Source organism: Paenibacillus sp. VMFN-D1 (genome assembly GCF_003386155.1).
Lineage (GTDB): Bacteria > Bacillota > Bacilli > Paenibacillales > Paenibacillaceae > Paenibacillus_AQ > Paenibacillus_AQ favisporus.
Window position 1 is genome coordinate 2,192,178 of the sequence record NZ_QRDU01000001.1, and the last position, 20,527, is coordinate 2,212,704.

13 protein-coding genes are annotated in these 20,527 nt (G+C 53.3%); 3 read left to right on the forward strand and 10 right to left on the reverse strand.

Translation table 11 applies throughout. The annotated features are described in order from the left end of the window. Positions 1-5: 5 nt before the first annotated feature. From C7820_RS10085 to C7820_RS10100, 4 genes are all read right to left on the reverse strand, one after another. Positions 6-1,727 (reverse strand): TerB N-terminal domain-containing protein, encoded by a 1,722-nt coding sequence (locus C7820_RS10085; RefSeq protein ID WP_116230841.1) that lies wholly within the window; start codon positions 1,725-1,727, stop codon positions 6-8. A 273-nt stretch (positions 1,728-2,000) separates the two neighbouring features. After that, entirely contained in the window at positions 2,001-8,231 is a 6,231-nt protein-coding gene (locus tag C7820_RS10090) for an S-layer homology domain-containing protein (protein WP_116230842.1), read from the reverse strand. Between the two features lie 279 nt (positions 8,232-8,510). After that, on the reverse strand, positions 8,511-9,569 hold the full coding sequence (locus C7820_RS10095; RefSeq protein WP_116230843.1) for a Gfo/Idh/MocA family protein: 1,059 nt from the start codon (positions 9,567-9,569) through the stop codon (positions 8,511-8,513). Positions 9,570-9,581: 12 nt separating this feature from the next. Beyond that, positions 9,582-10,457, reverse strand: coding sequence for a sugar phosphate isomerase/epimerase family protein (locus C7820_RS10100; RefSeq protein ID WP_116231707.1), 876 nt, complete (start codon positions 10,455-10,457; stop codon positions 9,582-9,584). Positions 10,458-10,593: 136 nt separating this feature from the next. Between C7820_RS10100 and C7820_RS10105 the strand changes: the two genes are divergently transcribed. Then, positions 10,594-11,481 (forward strand): helix-turn-helix domain-containing protein, encoded by an 888-nt coding sequence (locus C7820_RS10105; protein WP_116230844.1) that lies wholly within the window; start codon positions 10,594-10,596, stop codon positions 11,479-11,481. 211 nt (positions 11,482-11,692) lie between these two features. On the opposite strand, the gene C7820_RS10110 is transcribed toward C7820_RS10105, so the two are convergent. From C7820_RS10110 to C7820_RS10130, 5 genes are all read right to left on the reverse strand, one after another. Continuing rightward, a complete protein-coding gene (locus C7820_RS10110; RefSeq protein WP_084203718.1) occupies positions 11,693-11,806 on the reverse strand; it encodes a sporulation protein YjcZ in 114 nt (37 codons plus the stop codon). Positions 11,807-11,920: 114 nt separating this feature from the next. Continuing rightward, positions 11,921-12,649: a ThuA domain-containing protein gene (locus C7820_RS10115; protein WP_116231708.1), complete on the reverse strand. Its 729-nt coding sequence runs from the start codon at positions 12,647-12,649 to the stop codon at positions 11,921-11,923. 53 nt (positions 12,650-12,702) lie between these two features. Beyond that, the gene (locus C7820_RS10120) at positions 12,703-14,307 is read right to left on the reverse strand and encodes an extracellular solute-binding protein (protein WP_116230845.1); all 1,605 of its coding nucleotides are present in this window, start codon (positions 14,305-14,307) and stop codon (positions 12,703-12,705) included. 40 nt (positions 14,308-14,347) lie between these two features. Further along, positions 14,348-15,256 (reverse strand): carbohydrate ABC transporter permease, encoded by a 909-nt coding sequence (locus C7820_RS10125; protein WP_116231709.1) that lies wholly within the window; start codon positions 15,254-15,256, stop codon positions 14,348-14,350. Positions 15,257-15,281: 25 nt separating this feature from the next. After that, positions 15,282-16,247 carry an ABC transporter permease gene (locus tag C7820_RS10130; RefSeq protein ID WP_116230846.1) on the reverse strand — a complete coding sequence of 322 codons (966 nt, stop codon included), beginning with the start codon at positions 16,245-16,247 and terminating at the stop codon, positions 15,282-15,284. Between the two features lie 232 nt (positions 16,248-16,479). Between C7820_RS10130 and C7820_RS10135 the strand changes: the two genes are divergently transcribed. Together C7820_RS10135 and C7820_RS10140 are read left to right on the forward strand one after the other, a co-directional pair. Next, complete coding sequence (locus C7820_RS10135; protein ID WP_116230847.1) at positions 16,480-18,207, forward strand: sensor histidine kinase; 1,728 nt, start codon at positions 16,480-16,482, stop codon at positions 18,205-18,207. A gap of 11 nt (positions 18,208-18,218) precedes the next feature. Beyond that, positions 18,219-19,823 carry a response regulator gene (locus C7820_RS10140; protein WP_116230848.1) on the forward strand — a complete coding sequence of 535 codons (1,605 nt, stop codon included), beginning with the start codon at positions 18,219-18,221 and terminating at the stop codon, positions 19,821-19,823. 58 nt (positions 19,824-19,881) lie between these two features. Here C7820_RS10140 and C7820_RS10145 read toward each other — a convergent pair whose 3' ends face one another. Then, entirely contained in the window at positions 19,882-20,454 is a 573-nt protein-coding gene (locus C7820_RS10145; RefSeq protein WP_258875192.1) for a restriction endonuclease, read from the reverse strand. Positions 20,455-20,527 lie beyond the last annotated feature (73 nt).

The window sequence follows — 20,527 nt, forward strand, 5'->3', positions numbered from 1 at the left end:
TCGTTTCATCCTTTCAAGTTCTCAAAGCAATCCATATATTCCTGGGCGATTCGGTCCCCGTCAATGACCAGGTCGCCAATCGTCTCCATGGCCAAGTCATTAATCTCATCGATGATCAAACCGGGCATCGTCCCGTGACGGTCAGCCACTTGGTTTAAGTCTGCATTCGGAATGGATCCTGTCAAAACACGCAGCGCCTCCAGCTGGTATGGTGCCAGCATCTCCGCAAAGCGGACCCATTCCTCATCCAGCCCTGAGGTGTCCCAAGCTGCCGAGCCGGCATTCGTCGCTTCGACGGATTCTGAGGGCCTCGAATCTGTACTTGCTGCATGATCATCGTCTGCCAGGAGTTCCGGACTGTAATCCGTCTCCGGTACGGGGGCAGGTTCCTGATCGGAGCTTACATCTGTATCCAATACTTGGCCAGATCCCAACTCCAACCTGGTTTCCGTCTCCGGAACGCTTGCAGGTTCCCTCGAGTCTTCAGAATGAAGAGCAACGGCCAGATCGCTGATCGAACCTTCACCAATCGTATCCGAATGGACGGCGCTCGACTTATTTGCAGAGGCAACCGTTTCCTGGTCTTTTTCCTCTGTCGTGCCCGGTTCTTCGACGGTGAGCATGCTCCGAACATATTCGGTGTCCTTTTGCAGTGAAGCGAGCCTGTCCGAATCGATCACAATGGCCGGTCTGTCCTCCTGCCGAGCGGTCAGCTCCCGCTTTAGATAAAGCTTCACAAGCCGCTCGATCGAGGGGGCGATTTCTACGCCTCTCAGACGTCCCTTAAATCCGCGGTGTTCCCGCAGCTTGTTTTCCGTGTACCGGATAATTTGCGTCACCCAGCTCCGCAGCGGAGCATGGTTGCGGATCGGAATAGTGGTCACCGGAAGTAAACGCCCATACAAACGGGCATCGTACACCGCTCTGTGGAACAAATACCGTTCAGTTGTTTTTGGCGGAATATCCGGTGCAAACAATGCCTTCCATTGATCGCTTTCCTTTTCGCGCAAATAACCGGCAGCCAGCGATACGATCCGCGGAATATGATAATCTAAATCCTCTTGGCCCGCTTCCACATAAAACCTGCTGTCCTGGACATCGTAATCGCTTAAAATAAGCAGCAATTCCATCGGAATCTGCAGCGGTTTGTCTTGAAACAATCGCACGAGCTCCAAATCCATCAGCTCATGGGACAGCAAGCTGCCCGCCCTTTGCGTAACGTGAATCAACGGAATATCAAGCTCGTGAATAAGCACAAAGTCGGCGGTCCATTCCTTTAAATAATGATCCAGCCTGGGGAACTTGTCCCGGTAAGCCGTCCAAATCTCATCCAGCAGCCTGTATCCTTCTCTGGGATCGGTCCAGCCGACTTGATGAATCAGTTCATAAACGTATATGAAGATATAGGACAGATCCGTACGATGATAACGACCCTGCCGCACTTCGCTCCTCCAGTAAAAATACCATTTCCGCTGAGCCTCGGTCATCTGCTGATAAGTCGCCCAATAGCTCATAAAAGGAACAAATGGGGCCGGCTCGCCAGCTTCATCCGCTCTTCCAAGCGCTTCCTCAGCAAAGGCCTGCTCCCGGCTCTCCATACTAAACGTTATGGATTTCGACGTAGTGACGGCCGCGGGGTCCCTGGCGGGAATGCGCATGCCTTCACCGGCATCTCCGCCCAGGTCGATTTCCGTAAATTCAATGGGTCCTCTTTCGTTATTGTTCACGTATATCCATCCCTAACCGGTGATTTCCAAACTAAATCCGAACCAGTCTATCTAGATTCGCAAGACTAACATCATGAATTAAAAATATTATATCATGGCAGCCCCGAAACTTTATGGAATTTCAATTTCATTGTATGTGTTGATTATAGAACGCACGTTCGCCGGTTTCAAGGCCGGAATCGAAACGCACACAAGCCGGCGCCAAAATTTCTGGCGCCGGCTTGCGGCAGGCAGGAAAGCTTAACCGCCGCTTTCCCCCTCTTTTTATTCATGCTATTTTTGCGCGATGAGCGTGTACATCATTTTCGCTGTTTCTGCGCGGGTGACTTGGCCCTGCGGATCGAACTTGCCGCCGCCTTTGCCGTTCATCAGACCGAGCTGACCGGCTTCCGTAACAGCCTGCTTCGCCCATCCGGATACGTTCTGCATGTCGGCAAAGCTGCTGAATGCAGCCGATTCGCCGCTCCAGTTCACCGCTTTGGCCAGCTTCACCACAATGGACGCAGCTTCCTCGCGGCTGATCGGATCCTGAGGTCTGAATTTGCCGCCGCTTCCTTGGATGAGTCCGAGTTTTGCGGCCTCAGCCACCGCGCCGGCGTAATAGCTGTCCGCCGGAACATCCGTAAAGGCCGAATTTCCCGAACTTTGCGAAGTTGTGCCCATCATTCGCATCGCCAGTGTGAGGAAATCCGCACGGCTGACGTTCAGCTTAGGCCCGAATCGGTTCTCGTCGATTCCGTTGACCAGATGTTTGGCTGCCAGCTTGCCGATGTATTCGTCCGCCCAGGAGCCGTTCACATCTGCAAATTGTTTATGATACTCCAGCACAGCGAACGGAGCAAGGTGATCTGCCGTAAAGCTGACCATACCGCTGCTGAAATGCCCGCCGAGATATTTAGGCTGGCCGCTGCCCAGCTCATAAACCCCAGCGTAATCGGTATCCAATTTTTGCAGCTGCTCCGTGGTGAGCTTACCCTCAACCGTAACGGGGCCGCTCAGATTCTGGATCTCGGATTCCGCCTGACCACTGACCGTGACAAGCTTAAGTGTGTACACCGGTCCGGCAAGACTATAGTCGGATTGGGAGCCGATGGCATCTCGTACAGCCTGGCTGGCTGTACTGTTCATCGTCGCATCCATACGCAGTACCAGCTGCTGTGCACCGGTCAGCGAGCCCGGCCACGATGCCGCAGGCACCGTAACCGTCATGTCCGGTCCGGCAACGATCAGCGACAGACCGTTTTGTTTGGCTTTGGCCACGCTGGCTGCAGGCAGGGACAAGGAAGCCGCGTGTTGTCCTTGACCGCTCTCTCCGTCGAGCGTGATGACGATTTTGCCGTTCGTGCTTTCGGTCATGGCCTGGTCTAATGCCTTTGCATCGACCTGATAGCTTCCGTTCGTACCCGGCTTTAGTATCACGGTTCCCTTATTCCCGCCTGTTCCCGGATTAGAAGGTTTTTCAGGGGAAGTGGCGTTTCCGTTACCCGGTTGTGACGGCGTTGTTCCGCCGCCATTGTTGCCTCCACTGCCGCCTCCGTTGCTTCCTCCGTTACCGCCGCCAGGGTTGCCGGAATTGTTTTTCCCGGTATAGAAGCCCCAAATATCGGAGAGTGTGCTGCCGCTGTGCGCGTCTTCCGCTTTTACATACCATTGCTGGTAGCTGTCCGCAGGCAGCCCGTTCCATAAGACAGATGCCTGGGACCCGCTGGCTACATCACGGCTGCTTCCGATTTCGCTATCGGTGTACACTTTGACGCTGATGTAATCCGTCGCAACCCGCTTGGTTTTCGGCTGGAGATCCAGGTCCAGGTCAAACTCGTCCTTGCCCGGATTTTCCTGCGGATCATAGTAGTTATAATCGTTCAAATATGGCGAATACGTTTTGATGTGGAGCTTGTTGTTTTTCATATCAAACTGCATGAGACGGATGTAACCCAGCCCGCCCTCAGGCGCTCCCTGGTAATCCGCGAGCATCTGATAGACGTTACGGTCCGGCACGCCGTCGCCGTTGTCATCAAGCTCATCCACCTTCAGCTCCGCGTCGTGATAATGCCCGGACAGCGCAGCGATGACATTCTTGTTCGGTTTCACCACTTTTTCGAAAATTTGGTCCGCAATCGGTGCGCGGTTATTCGATACGAGCATGTACTCATGCAGGCACAGGATCGCTTTGCGTTCCGGATACTTGGACACCACTTCGTTCATCCATTCGATTTCGTCGTCTCCGAGACCCCAACCCATGTAGACGATGATAAAGTCGTTTCCGTTCGAAGATACCAGGTCGTAATGACCGCGGTTGTTGTCATAGGAGCCGGCAAACGTCGAGTTGTTCTTAAAGCGTTCCTCTCCGAAATACTCTTTGAACTTCGTATAATCGTTATCCTGATGGCCCACGTCGTGGTTACCGGCCAGTACCCCGTAAGGAATGCCGGCATTCTCCAGCACCTTCATGTCCTTGTCGGCTTCGACCCACTGATACTCCTCATAGGATTTGTCGACGACGTCGCCCGTGTGAATGACGTATTGAATATTCATTTTTTCCTTCTGGGCAGCGATCCAGTTGACGATATCCTGATAAATTTTTGGATAGCTCTGCGAATAGTACTGAGTGTCGGACATCCAGACGAACGAGAAGTCGTAAGGATCTTCCTGCTCCGGCGAAGGCTTGGTGCCTGCGGCCGCACCCTCACCCGCCGGGGCGATTTCGTCTTGCACCATGACGTCGATCGCTCGGCCGGACGCATAATCTCCCGCCTTCACGGTTGCGTTCAGCTCAAAGTCTTCGGTTCCGGCGATCACATGATCAAGCTGGATCCATATGCTTTGCGCTGGGCTCCAGGCATACAAGCTGACCTTGCGGCCTTCGAGCGACTTCCCTTTCCAGTGGATATCCACGCGGTCCGACGCTTTCACGGATGGGTCAAGCTTCACTTCGAACCGCTGGTAAGGGAACTTGTCTACCGACTCGTTCACCAAATATTTGCCGTCTTCCGCATTGATTTTGGCGTAATCTCCCGGATTCATTTGCGTTTCGCCGGCAGGAGCCATTTCCTTCGGAGGCTCGGTCACCGAAGCGTTCAAGTACCCTGTAAAGTCCTCCGTCCGGCTTCCGTCGTATTTATACCCCTTGTAAAAGAGCACATTCATCGGGTCCTTGCTCGGGTCCTGCACCTTGACGGTCAAATTGGCACTGCTTCCCACGTTTGTCTGTCCTTGCTGCGGGCTGATCAGCTCCGGAGCCAGCGGATTCTCGTCCGGCACTTTGAATTTTACGGTCCGTGTGGTTTCATTCCCCGCTTTGTCCACCGCATGAATGGTCAGCGAATGTTCTCCGCCTTTCAGCGATCCGGACGAAGTTTGATACGGAAGCTTAATGCTCTGATCGTCCAGCTTCACATCAACCTTGTCCACACCCGCATAAGCGTCCTCAATTTCGGCATCCAGCGTAAACTCGCCGCGGTATTCCTTGCCGTTTTCGATCGACGGCTTGATCTCCGGAGGCGTATTGTCGACGATGACGGTAGACTTATATTCGTCCGTTCCGTCCGTCACTTTGATTTCGTGCGGGCCATCTGTCGCTTCGAGGGTGTTCCAGGCGTAAGCCTTGGACTTCAGCTGGTCGGCAGTCAGGTTGAACTTGAACCCGACAGACTCGTTTTTCCCGGCGGAATCGCCCATTTTGATCACTTGATCTTTAACGGCATAGGCCGGATCCCAGATTTCGGTTCCGTCCGCCAGCACAAGCCTTACGTTCTTGATCTCAAAATCGTCCTTGTTCTCTTCCGGACGGTCGTCAAACGGGCCCGTTTTGGAACCGGCGCGCACATAGATGACATTGTCGTTACCCGCCTGAAGACGATCGGCGCTGATAGGGAACGAAAGCGTCGTATACGTTGTGATCGGATCCAGGAACGTATACAGAATCGATTTGTCTTCGAGCTCTGCCGGTCCCATCGTCACTGCATTTTTGAAGTAATAGTCGACATTGACCGCATCGAAAACAAAGTAAGCGTCATGCTCAAGCTGGGTGAACGTGCTGCCATCCGCAACCAGTTTATCGTCAATGCTCAGCTGCAGTTTGTCCGATCCTAGGGATTCGGCCGTGCCTTTAATAGTGCTTGTCCCCTTAATGATCTGTTGGTCCTTCACGTTCAACCGAAGTGGAGAAGAATCCGGTCCGCCTGTAACGACTATTTTGACCGGGTCGGTTTTCGTTTCGTTTACGCCGTCCGACGCAGCAAAATAATATTCAATGTATTTTCGGCCGATCAATTCGGCAGAGGACAGCTTATAATGGTACATCGTATCGTTGAAGTCCTCGGACAGATTATGCAATGTAAAATCGCTCTGCTTGTCGGAGCGCACGTATACCTGAACGGACCGGACTTCCTTGTCGTCCTGCGCATCGGCGATCAGCTCGAGGCTCTTCGACTGTTCGATTTCCTTAATCTTCGTTACATCCACGATCGTCGGAGGATTGCTGTCCTCTTCCTGATGGACCGGCTCGCTTGGAACTTGAGAAGCTGCAATTGTCCCCGGGGATGCCGCTTGAGTCCCGGTGCTTGCCTTGATCATCGTCGTGCTGCCGTTCTGTGGGTAAGCATAATGCAGCCCCATATTTTCCTTGGTTTCGTCGCCCTTGGTGCCGTTCTCGTACAAGGTATCCGCGTCATAATAAGCCGCCGAAATTTCCTTGCCTGTATTTGTTTTAATGACAATCGCGCGGCGCCCGGAATTGGACATCCCGTCGCTCTGAATCATAAACAGATTTTGGTTTTCTACCAGATTCGTTTTGTAGAAATCGTTGAATTGTTCCGCCGTGTATGACTGGTTTGCGCTGTTTTTGATCCAGAAAACGACCGTCCCCTTGGATGGGATGACAAAGTCCTCCTTCGTCGATGGCCATACGACATCACCGGCCGCCCCTTTATCCGGGTAGCGGTAATACAGCTTATAGTTTTTAAAAGATACCGGCTGGTCCGTATTGTTGTATACTTCAATCGCTTCATATGCGTCGGTCGACGTACCGGACACGTTTGTAGTATTCGGGACAAGCTCCGTGACCAGCAGCGAAGGTGCCTTATCCGGATCAAACTCGGGCAGGTTCACCTTGACGGAGTATGCTTTCTCCGTTTGGCTGGCTGCGATGCGGTAATCGATTTGGGGCTCAACCAGCGCCGAGGCCGGAATGGTCGCCTTATAGTCGCCCGTTCCTTGAGCGTCTGCCATCGGGATCACCGTATATCTCGTTTGACCAGGCGTTTTGTAGAGCAGCTGCACAGGAGCCGGAGTGCCGTCGCTGTTCTTGCCCGGATTCTCCACATGCGCCTGAATCTCGAGGTCCTTCACTTCGACGGACGTTGGCGGCGTATGGGTGATGACCGTCTCGCTTCCTTCCGGCACCTCGACCGGAACGAGCTGTGCGGAGTCAACCGTTCCCGGTGTCGCCGGGACTTGTCCGGAAGCAGGCATCACCGCCATTTGCACGCTGCCTTCGGCCGGATGCTGAAACAGGATCCCCTGATTCATCTTGACGTGCTGGGCCTCATAAGATGCCGTCACGATGATACTACCCGTGCTGTCCTTAATGGACAGCGTTCTGGCACTGCCATTGGCCATGCCACCGCCGCCGTTGATCCGGAACAGGTTCTGCCCCTCCACCAGGCTCGTCCCGTAATTTTCGTTAAACGCTTCCTGTGTCTCGGCTTTGTTGCTGTCGTTCATAATCCAGAAAACTGCCGGGCTGTGCGCGGGAATGATCATATCCCCGCCGCTGACCGGCGTCCAGTTGTCTTTATTATTGTAAAAGAAAGAATAGTCCTTAAAATTGATGTTCTGATCCGTGTTGTTATAAACTTCGACATATTCGTAAGCATCTGCTGAAACACCAGCCACGTTGGCTGTATCCGGAACCATCTCGGTAATCAGCAGCGGCAGCCCGGCTGCGGAAACGTTCGCCACCGTATCCTGCCCGGTGCCTGGTTCGGTTTCGCTGCCCTTAATTGGCGCGCTATAAGCGATTGTCTGCAGCACCTTGGACTGCTCGTCCAGCAGCGTTATCGAATAATTCAGAATTGTACCCTTTAGCGCTTCTGCCGGAATGATTGCATTGTATGTATCCTGCTTGCCTTCGACCCGTACCAACGGTACCGATGCTTCGGTGTTCCCGTCCACCGCATACTTCACGACGCCTGACCAAGCAGCCGCGGCTGTTCCTGTTATGACGGCACTCACCGAGAAATCCTGATCGGCCGAAACTTCAGCAGGTGCCTGATGATCGATCTGCAGCGTATTTTGCGTTTCCTGACCCTCCTGCGGAGTCTCCGTGTTCGTACTGTTGTCTGCTGCGGGGGCGCCGGGATCATTCACCGGCTCCGCTGTAACGACAGGCGCCGTTTGATCGCTCAGGCCGTCTGCGTAGCTGACGGGTGCCGCTGCGGTGATCAGCATACTGCCAAGCATCACGGCGGACACACTGCGCTGCAGCTTACTTGTCCTTTTCAATGGGTAAATCTCTCCTTCACTCTTGAAATGTTGTCTGCATCCTGATGTCTGCACATTTCAGTGTAGTGAGTTTTTATTTGCTCCATGTCATTGGAATGTAAATGGATCGTTAACCTCATTAAATTTTCAGCAAAGTAAAGCGGTAAAGGCGAGGCTCACTCCCCACTGACGCAGCAAAAAAGGACTACAGTAAAAGCCTGCAGTCCTTGTTATGTCATGCAACAGTAAACGAAATGAATGATAAACATTCATCCGCCTTGATAAGTTGGATTCAACGGGTTATGCCTGCACCGCAGGGCCCGCCTCCATCACTTCCCTGATTAGCACTTTGCTGCCCGTCTTGGCGCTTTCCAGCGCAGCCAGCACCATGGCCATGCTGTAGATGTTGTCGCTGCAGTCCGTTTCCGGCTTGCGCCCCGCTTCAAGCGCCGCGAACATTTCGTCCAGGCAGCCGTGATGAAAGGTGTTGTGCATGGAATCAAGCACGCCGGGTACGCGCGTATATTCGCGGATAAACTTGCCGTCCTGATCCCCTGCGGCTACGACTTCGGCATAAGGTTCGCCGTGCCCGTCCCAAACGGCCGTCCCCTTTTCTCCGGTGACGCGCCAGGATGCTTCCCAGGATGTCGGCATCCCCTCAGCGCACCAGGAGCCACGGTAGTTGAACACCGTGCCGTCGGACATCTCAAAGATGCAGATCGCCATGGCATTCCCCTCATACCAGGACCCCGGAGGATTAAATTCGTGGCAGTATACGGAGACCGGATTGGCTCCCGTAATGAGGCGGGCCTGATCAAACGTATGGATTGCCATGTCCAGGAGAAGCGGACTGGCCATCGCTTCGCGGAAGCCGCCGAAATGGGCGCCGATAAAGAAGTCTGCTCCGATAAACCCCGTCCGTCCGATCGTTCCCTCGGCAATCAGCTTGCGGAAGGCCCGGATGCGCGGGTCGTAACGCCGGTTCTGCATTACGGCATGCGTACGCCCGGTCAGCGCCGATCTCCGGACAATGTCGAGACAGTCCTCCATCGTTTCAGCCAGCGGCTTCTCTGCAAATACGTCGCAGCCCAGCTCCAGAGCCGTCGCACTCACGCCATGATGGCTTGAAGGAATGGTCACGTCAAAAACGAGATTGGCTCCCGTGGCCTGAATCGCTTCCTTGACATCTATAAATACCGGGCAGTTCAGCGACTTGCGCTCAGCCATCGCCAGCGCCGCTTCCTTTTTAATATCCACCAATCCGACGATCTCGGTGTCTTCCCGCCCGGCCGCGTAATCGACCCAGGTATTCGCCATGCCGCCGCAGCCTGCGACGACGACTTTGTACTTCGCAGTCATCCGCTTGTCCTCCTACACCGGATTCGGGATAAAATCCCCGCCCCGGCACCGTTTTAAATAATTCAATGCGTGAACCTGGCCGGTCATCTCCAGTTCGCCCCTGTAAACCGGGTCATGCCAGCCTTCGATGTCGATCGTTCCCTGATATCCGTTCTGCCGCAAAATGGTGATGATGTCCGCCCAGTTGCTGTCGCCGAATCCCGGCGTCCGGTGCCAGACGAACGGCTGATTGCCGTGAACGCCGTGCTCTCTGACGACATCCCATGCGATCGTGGCGTCTTTTCCATGAACATGGAACACTTTCGGGGCCCATTTGCGAAGCTGCGGGATCGGATCGATCAGGCTGACCATTTGATGGCACGGCTCCCATTCCAGTCCGAGATTGTCCGCCGGCACGGCATTGAACATCATTTCCCACGCAGCCGGACCATGGGCGATATTCCAGTCCCCGGTCTTCCAGGTGCCATCCATGTCGCAGTTCTCAAACGCCAGTTTGACGCCTTGACCTGCCGCGCGCCGCGCCAGCTCTCCAAATACCTCTGCAAATTTCGGGATGGATTCGTCAATGGGACGTCCTGTCAAACGGCCCGTGAAACCGGATACAATTTCAGTGCCGAACAAATGGGCATGATCGATCAGCCGCTCCCATGTCGCCAGCGTATCCGCATTGTTACCTTCCCCTGTCAAAGGATTTCCAAACACACTGATGGCCGAAATGACAAAATCATGTTCATCCGCCAGCTCTTTCACTCGCGCAGCAAGCTCCTTCAGATCGGTGCCCCCCGAGGTTTGCCAAAAAGTCAGATTAAACGATTCAAAGCCGTGCTTGACGATCTGCGGGATCACCCGGACCGCGTCAGCGCCGCCGACCAGCGTTCCGATACGCATGATATTGGTATCCAATATTGTGATCACTCCTATATTGACATATAGTATTCGTAACATCACCATTATAGCGGGGAGAACCGCCGTTTTCTCTAACCGATCTTGTGGAATACTAGTCTGATTTTGAGGGGGTGTGGAAATGACCTATCCCAGGGACCTATGGGAAGATACCGCGCTGGAGAATACCGCTTATCCGTTCCAGCTTTTTCAAAACCGCTGCCTTGCCGCCCGCGCCGGCCACTGTATTCTGTACCTGCACTGGCACGAGCATTTTGAGCTGCTTGTCATGAAGCGCGGAAGCGCCGTGTTCCATATCGACAGCCGCCCGTATGCTGCAGCTGAAGGGGATGTCCTCATCATTCCCGGCGGGAGCCTTCACGTAGGCTACTCCCTCGCCGAAGGCGACGTCCATTATGACTGCATTGTCGTCAATGCTTCCCTGTTTAATGACTGGCTGCATGATCCTATACATATTCAATACGTCGCCCCCTATCTGGAAGGCCGGCTTCGGTTCCCTGTAAAAATTAGCTCTTTTGAAGAAGGGCATCCCGGTTATTTGGCGCACTTGGAGGAGATCATCCGGGAACTCAACTCCAAGCCTCCGGCTTACCAGCTGACCGTGAAATCCAGACTGCATCTCTTCTTGACGCTGTTGGCCAGGGAGAATAATCCGAGCTTGCTCGAAGCAGAGGCACATAACGCTTATTTTCCCAATCGGGAGAGGTTTAAGCAGCTGATCCGGCATATCGAAACGAACTTTTCGGATAAAATGACCGTTGAGCAGGCGGCCCGGCAGGTCAGCCTGAATCCGTACTATTTCTGCAAGCTGTTCAAACGGCTGACGGGCCGCACTTTTGTTGAATACGTTAACATTTGCAGAGTAAAGGAAGCCCGGCGGCTTCTTACCGAAACCAACGAGTCCGTGACGGAAATCGCTTCGCGTGTAGGGCTTGATAATCCGAATTATTTTACGAAGCTCTATAAAAAGTACATGGGGACGACACCAACCAGGGAAAGAAAAAGCTGAATAGGATTGGCCCCGGTGCCGAAACTCATTTGGTCCAAAAAAAGCAGGTGCGATCCAGTTACAGATTTACGTAATGAAGATTATGTAAACATAAGGGCAAGGTTGTTCACACAGACTCCCTTGTATTCATACCCAACTTTTCTTCGGGCTTCCATTTCAGCTGCCGTACAAATGCAAAGGGCCTAGCTGATTAGCTAAGCCCTTTGAGAGATTAATAGATAAATGCCTTGGTGATAATGACCAGGAGAATAAACAGAACGAGAATGGCAGCTACGCTGTTCCCCCACATTCCGCCGCCGTATCCAGCACCAGCTACTTCACTCATGTGCGAGTCCCTCCTTCGTATCGGAATACATCACATTCTATGATTCGATCCTGGGAGAGGAGCGGGCTAAGAGGAAGGTTTCCGCCAATATGTGCTGTTGTAATGCAGGGCGGTTTATCCCTTAACCTGGATAGGCTCCAGCGGCGCCCGGTTGCCGTAGACCGGAGCCGCCGCACCGCTGGGAGCAGCCCATTGCACGGCGTTTGTGATCACCCGCTGAATTTCCTCGTTATGATAAGTCGGATAGGTTTCATGACCCGGGCGGAAGTAGAAAATTTTGCCCCGGCCACGATAGAACACGGCTCCGCTGCGGAATACTTCCCCACCCTCAAACCAGGACACGAACACCAGGTCATCGGGCGCGGGGATGTTAAAGTGCTCCCCGTACATCTCCTCTTTCGGGAGTTCGATATACTCGCCGAGTCCGGCGGCAATGGGATGAGCCGGGTTAATGACCCAGATCCTTTCCTTGTCGTCCGCCTCGCGCCATTTCAGCTGCCCGGTCGGCGTTCCGAGCAGCCGGCCGAATATTTTGGAGGCATGGCCGGAGTGTAGCACGATGAGCCCCATCCCGTCCATGACCCGGCGGTACACTTTGTCCACGACCGAATCCTGGACTTCATGATGGGCAAGGTGACCCCACCAGACAAGCACATCCGTCTGCGCAAGCACCTCATCGGTCAATCCGTGCTCCGGTTCATCCAGCGTCGCCGTTGCAACCGTCAATCCGGCCTTCTCCAGAAATCCGGCGATCGTGCCATGGATGCCATCCGGATAAATCTCGCGGACGGCGGCATGCCGCTGCTCATGACGAAACTCATTCCAGACCGTAACTTTCATAATGTTCAGCACTCCTTCGAAAAGCCGATACTGACGGGCTGGAATCGTCCGGCGCGCTATTTTACGCTGTTGTAACGCTCATAGGCATCCGTCCGGATCGTCACCAGCCGTTCCAGACCCATCTCATTCAGCTTTTTAATGTAAGCGTCCCACTGCTCGTCGATACCTCCTTTTGTAATCCACTGTGCGCGGGTCGTCCGCACATAAGTATCGATATCGGTCGTGAGCGTTGGCAGCTCCTGAAATTCCTCAGCGGTATACATGACATTCGGGAACGGGATCGTAACGTAATCCTTGCCCAGCTTGTCGATGGTCAGCTTGAGGCCGTCCCCGTTGCTCGGGTCGAGGATAATATTTTTCTCAAAGCTCGGGCTCACGTATTTCGGGCCAAAATCACGGACGGAGGACTCCCAATACCACGCATCCGCACTGGTCCCTGCCGGCGGGTTCATCAGAGCATAGGTGCCGTCGTCGTTTTTCTTAATGACGGTGTCGATGGCGCCCCAGAAGTTTTGGATGCTGGCTTCGTTCGTATAGAACTGGTCCGCCCAGCGCGCTGCCGCTTCCGGATATTTGCATGTCGTGGTGATCAGCAGCTCGTTACGCCGGTAGCTGAGCCCATTCGGATCGCCTACTTGATAACGCTTACCGTCCGGTCCGGATATCGTCGGAATGGTGACATATTCATCCTTCCATTTGCCGAACACCGCATCCGGCGTCCACTGATGGGTGAAGCCGACCAGCGATACGTCCGGATTTTGCTGCTTGGCCGTCAGCATGGTGTTGTCCTGGGTAAACAGCTCCTGGTCGATCAGTCCTTCCGAGAACAGCTGATGCGCCCACTTGATCGCTTCCTTGTATTCTTCGGATGTCGGATAATACACCGGTTTGCCGTCTTTGATCATCATGCCGGTACCATTCAGGTCCGTAATGCCGAATGGATTGAGCAGGTCCATGCTGATGTCGCCGGATCCGCTGTACGGAATTTCGTCCTTTTTACCGTTTCCGTTCGGATCGTTTTCTTTAAAAGCCTTCAGCACTTGATGCAGCTCATCAATCGTCTCGGGAACCTGAAGCCCAAGACGGTCCAGCCAAGCTTTGTTGATGACCGGCTGATTTTGCGTCACCGGACGGGACGGCAGCCTTGCGGGCAGGGAGTACATTTTTCCGTCCGGGAAAGTGCTGATCTTCTTCAGCTCCGGCGACTCCTCCATGGCCGCTTTCAAGTTCGGCATGTACTTGTCAATATAATCGTCCAGCGGCTGGAAGAGGCTGAGATTATTGACGATATCCGAGTCGGAGAAAGCGATGTCCCCGAAGACGATATCCGGCAGCGTGCCGCTGGCCAGCATAATCGATTTCTGCTCGCCCCAATCGTTGGAAGACATGACCTGCCAGTTGATCTTGATATTCGTTTCTTTTTCCAAATTTTGCAGCCAGGTGTTCTTCGTGAATGTGTCGCCCATATTTCCCCACCGGACGGTCAGCACGTTCAGCGTAATCGGCTCCTTCACGATCGGAAGGCCTGTTTGATTGAAGCTGTCGCTGCTTTCGGCCGTTTTGCCGCCGGAGTCGCCGCCGCTGCACGCTGTCACACCGACCAGCAGCGTGGACACCAGCCCCAAGGTAACCAACAGTTTACCGGCTCTTTTTTTGCCCATTCCAGAAATCCCCCTAATATTTATTAAATGGCCTTGCCGTTTATTCCTTGACCGCTCCGATCATTACCCCTTGGTTGAAGTACTTTTGGACGAACGGGTACAGACACATAATCGGGAGGGTCGATACGATAATGACCGAATACCGCATCATGTTCGCCAGCCGCAGCGCGATATTGGCCGCTTCCCCGCTGCCGAGGCTCGACTGCATTTGATTCGTGATCAGGATGTTTCTCAAAATTAACTGCAGCGGATACAAATTGGGATTTTTCAAATAAATCAAAGCATTAAAATAAGAGTTCCAGTAGCCGACGGCGATCCACAAAGCGAGCACGGAGATGACCGCCTTAGACAGTGGCAGCACGACCAGGACATAATAGCGCAAGTTGCCGCACCCGTCGATCTGGGCCGCCTCCCACAGATCCCCCGGAATGCTGGTCTGGAAAAAGGTCCGCGCTACGATGATGTCGTAAACGACGACCGAAAATGGCAGCACCATTACCAGGAAGGTATTGTACATGTGAAAATCCCGAATGGTCAGGAAGGTCGGAATCAAGCCGCCGCTAAAAAACATCGTGAAAATAAAAAACAGGGAAATCGCCTTACGGCCGACCAGGTCTTTACGGGACAATGCGTAAGCGGCCGATACGTTCACGATCAGACCGATCGCTGTGCCGACGACCGTGTAGAGAATCGTATTGCGGTATCCGATCCAAATGTTCTCATGCTTCAGCAGCTCTTTGTAGCCGTCAAGCGTAAAGCCTCGCGGAAACAGCCATACCTGGCCGTTGCCCACCGCCGAGGGGTCGCTGAAGGAGGCGATGACGATAAAATACAGCGGATAGATGAGGACGATCAGCAGCAGCACCGCGACGATGTAGAGCAATACTTCCAGAACGCGGTCGGATGACCGGCCGCCGGCCCTTCCGGTGGCGGTGCTTGCCGCCTGCATGGCTTCCACGGTGTTATTCCCTCCCTTACCACAGACTGTTGCTGCTGAGCTTTTTGGAAATCTGGTTTACCAGGATCAGCAGCACAAAGTTGATCAGCGTATTAAACAGGTTGATGGCCGATGAGAAGCTGTACTGGCTGCTGAGCAGACCGATTTTGTACACGTAGGTGGAAATGACTTCGCTCGATGAGATGTTCAAGTTGTTCTGCATCAGATACACCTTCTCAAAGCCGACGCCAAGCAGCCCGCCCATCCGCAAAATAAACAGCGTGACGGCCGTCGGGATCAGCATCGGAATATCGATGTAACGGATTTTTTGCCAGCGGCTGGCCCCGTCTACGGTTGCCGCTTCATAGAGGCTCGGATCTACGGCTGACAGCGCCGCAATGTAAATAATGCTGTCCCATCCCGCGTGCTGCCACACATCTGACCAGACATACACGCTGCTGAACATCCCGGCCGATCCCATGATATTGGGTGCCTCCGCACCGAACAGCCGGTAAATGCTGCCGATCAGGCCGCTCCCTGGAGACAGCAGGATCAGCATCAGGCCGACCATGACGACGGTAGAGATAAAATGAGGCATGTACGTCACAGTTTGAAAAAACCGTTTAAACCGGTTCGCCCGCATCTGATTGACCATCAAGGCCAACACGATCGGGATCGGGAAGGTCACGATGCTGTACAGGCTGATGATCAGCGTATTTTTGATCGTGACGTTAAATTGGTAGGAATGAAAAAATTTCTCGAAATACTTCATCCCTGCCCAGGGACTTCCCATAATGCCCAGCGCCGGACTGTAATCCTTAAACGCAATGAGGACGCCGTACATCGGCTTGTAGGAGAACAGCAGCAGCAGGATCACCGCCGGCAGCAGCAGCACGTACAGCCCCCAATTCCGTTCGATTCTTCCCCAGGTTCTCCGGAAGCCGGATGACTCTGATTTCAATGCAGGTCCCCCCTCTCTGCTTTCTTTCGGAACAAGACTCATTATAAATGGACTTGGGGAGCTTAATCGGACCTCTTGCCGCTGTTATTCGGACTCCCGGTTACGGAAAAGTCTGTCCGCGCAGCCGCGCCAACCGTCCGATCCGGACGTAAGGATGTCACTTTCCGGACTTTTGGAGAGGATGCGCAGTTTTTCGCATTTTGTTACGGGCCGGGGTTATATATAATGAAAAATAAAGCGCATTCATAAGAGGAGGCGTCAGAACAGAATTTTCATGCGGCTAATCATCCACCGTACCGGCAAACCCTACCCGGTCAAACATTATGTCAACATGCTGATTGTCATTTTATTTACGGCACTGGTCCTCGATTTTATGATCAGCTATGCTTCGATCTCCATCGTCAAGCAGCAGTCCGGCCGAAGCCTGCGGGACACAGCAGATCTGTACATCAACCGGATCAACCATGATTTCGCCTACATCAATCACTACATGGGCTGGTCGCTGGCCAATGACCAAATCATCGAGACGATGGATGAGAACGCTTCAGGTTCGGCTGAATTTCTAAAGTCCAACACCCAGCTTCATCAGCGATTTACCGAACTGCAGAAAAATTACGGCCAGGCCTATCAATTTTTCATCTATCTGAAGAACAAAGATTTTTTCCTGAACTGCGCTCCCTTAAGCATCGGGTATCCCGATTATTTGGAACTGAAGCGGCAGATCATTTCTTACGCCGAGGACAAAAATGTATACGACAAGTTTTATTCCCGCTGGACGCCGGTCCTTGTCCGGAATAAATATTATATTGTCAATATCGTCCCTTATCATGACCGTTATTTGATCTGCCTCATCTCTGCAGACGAACTGATCCGTCCGCTGCAGCGCATCGACATGGGGAAGAACGGCACCGTCTCTCTTGTTGATGAACAGGGGATCAATATTTCCACACCGATCCGCGTGGACGAGACCCAGGCGCTGGATACCGCCAAGCCTTCTCCCTTCGGCCTAGCCCACTCCCGGGCCGCCGTGACCAGCCGGTTCTCCGACGCCTCATTCAGCGTTCAAATGATCGCCAGATACGGCACGTTCGAAAAAATTATGATCGCCCAGCTGGTCATCATTTTGCTGGCGCTGATGATCGCGATCGTCCTCTGCATCGTCATGCTCTATTTCAACAAACGGGTGCTGCGGCCGATCCAAAGCTTCTCGGATACGCTCACCCGGTGGAACGAGGAGAGTGCCGCATTGGATTTTAAAAACAGCAAGATCATCGAACTGGAGCAGGCCAGCCAGCAGTTTAAGCATCTGATCGGGCAAATCCGCAGGTTCAAGATCGATATGTATGAGCAGGAGCTGGAAAAGCAGCGGATCCAGCTGGATTACATGAAGCTGCAGATCAACCCGCACTTTTTTCTCAACTGTCTGACGAGCATGTACAGCATGGCCCAAATGCAAATGTATGGCGAAATCGAGCGGATGGCCATGTCGACGACCCAATACTTTCGCTACATCTTTCAGAACGGGCACAACTTCGTGCGGCTGCAGGATGAAATTGAGCATGTCCGCATTTATCTCGACATCCAGCGTCACCGGTACAGGAACGCCTTCGCCTATCATATTTCCCAAGATGCAGGAACCGGAGATATCCGCATTCCCCCGCTCGTGCTGCAGACCTTCATCGAAAATGCCGTAAAATATGCCGTATCACGCGTCACCGAGGCGAACATTACGTTATCGGTCAGCAGGAAAATGCCGGATGATCTGGCCAAAATCACGATCTCGGATTCGGGACCGGGCTTTCCTCCGGACATTTTAGAACAGCTCATGCATGGTGGGCCGCTGAACGCGGAAAACGGCAACCGGATCGGTATAATGAACACGATACAGCGCCTTTCACTGCTCTACAAGGGTCAAGCAGACGTCTCCTTTTCTAACCGCGAGGGAGGCGGAGCGGAAGTAACCATGACCATCCCCGTATCCCCGCCGGAAGCCATTGATTAAGGAGGAATCGCATGAACGTGTTACTGGTGGATGACGATTATTTTGTCGTAACGGCACTCGAAAGCAAAATCGACTGGCAAGCACTATCCATTGAGCAAATTTACACGGCTTATAACGTTTCCCAGGCGAAGGAAATTTTGCAGCAGCACGCCGTAGACATTCTCATATGCGATATTGAAATGCCGCAAGGCAGCGGCCTGGAGCTGCTGGCCTGGATTCGGGAAGAGCGCTACCGGGTGCAGGCGATATTCCTGACGAATTACGCGGACTTCAACTACGCCCAGAAAGCGATCGAATTGCAGAGCTTCGACTATTTCCTCAAACCGATCGAGTTTGACAAATTAGCCCTGATTATCCGCAAGGCGGCCAACAAAGCGAGCGAGGAACGGTCGATTGAGGAGGCGGCCCGCGAGGGGCTGCTGTGGAAAAAAAACCAGAACCGCCTGCTGGAGCTGTTCTGGCGCAAGCTGATCACGGGCAAAAGCTTTCCCTCGGAACCCCGGGCCATTCAGCGTGTTATGGAGGAACAGCATTTGCCTTATCAGCTGTCCGACCGGTTTACGCCCCTGATCATCAAGGTGTTTCCTCATGACGGGAGTCTTGGCAAAAACGACAAGGACCTGTTTGATTACGCCCTGCTCAACGTGCTCAACGAACTGCTGCGGAGTCCCTTGTACAAGGTCGAAACGGTGCTGGAATACACGGAGAACCACTGGATTGTCATTTTACAATGGAGCGCTGAGCCTTCTACCGGTCACATTGAAGACACATGCGCCTCCCTCATCCCCAAAGCCAACCGGTTCCTGAAGTGCGACGTATACTGTCATTTGGGACTTACTGAGAGCTTGGCGGCGGTGCATCCTATGATCCGGCAGCTGATTCATCTCAATGAAGAAGTGATCAACATCCGTAATCAAGTCTTCCGTATCGATCAACGGCCGGTGGACGAAGCGGCTTATGTCCCGCCCGACCTGGAGCTGCTGGAAAGATTGCTGAGCGATGGTGACGCTTCCGCATTTGGTGCGGAGATAAGCCGGTATCTGCATGAATTGACCGGGCGGCAGGCGCTGAATGTATCCGCATTGCGGCAGTTCCGGCTTGATTTGATGCAGATGATTTACTCTTTTCTGAAGCAGCGGGAAATCCAGGCCCATAAGCTGTATTCCGGGAGTGCCAACGATCAATTGTTTCAGCAGTCGCTCCAATCGATTGAAGATATGGAGCAGTATATCGCCTATCTGGTAGATACGGCTCTGGCGTACCGGACGTTTGCGGAAAAGCCCAACTCGGTCGTGGAGGAAATCAAGCTGTATATCAGCAAGCATATCGGGGACGATCTGACGCGGAACAGCCTTGCCGAAACCGTCTATCTCAATCCGGATTATTTGGCGCGTTTGTTTAAAAAGGAAACGGGCGTGCCGTTAGGCAACTACATTATCGAGACCCGAATTCAGATGGCAAAGCATTGGCTCGCCACATCACAAATGCCTGTTCATATGATCGCCGGAAAGGTTGGCTACGCCAACGATTCGTACTTTTCCAGGCTGTTCAAGCAGGAATGCGGCTTGACTCCTTATGAATTTAGGCACAAGCAGCAAAAAGACCGCCTTGGGTAGGCGGTCTTATCAACAGCATGGACACGGCTGTTTCCTTCAGTGAGATCAAGGGGAACAGTCACGTCGCCGGGCTGAACTCCGTCAGTTCTTCTTCCTGGGCTTCTTCGCTTCCCATCCACAGGTCCACCAGCCTGTCTCCATTGTACAGCTCGATGTTCAGTTCATCGGCATACTGGTACGCACCCGCCGTGAATTCCCCGGTCGTCGCTACATACCCGCCGACGGCACCACGCTTCACCATCTGGGAGTGGACCACGGCAATGGGGCCGTAGTCCACCGGATTCCGGTCGTCAGTACAAACGGCAAGCCCCAGGTACAAGCCATGGTCGGTGTGCTCCTCGATATCGATTCCGTAATTGCGTGATGCTCGGGTGACATAGGTCCGTCCTCCCCTTACCGCTTCCATCATTTCGGCGACAAACGCCTCGAACTCCAGAGACCCTTCGTCCTTGTCTTCACCCTGTTCCTTTTTATATCGATGATATAAGCCTATTTTTAGCGTTTCTTTCATCTCGTCATGGGTGGTCAGCGTATCGATCGCACTGGATCGGTAATGTATCAACATCCCTTTCTGCCGGAGATAGAGCAGCAGCCAGCAGACATTGGTCACGATTAATATACTGATGATCACAATCTTCCAACCTCCTTCTATGAAAATCAGTGTAACCAGCGCCGATCGTTTTCAGACCTTCAAGCCACGGCCA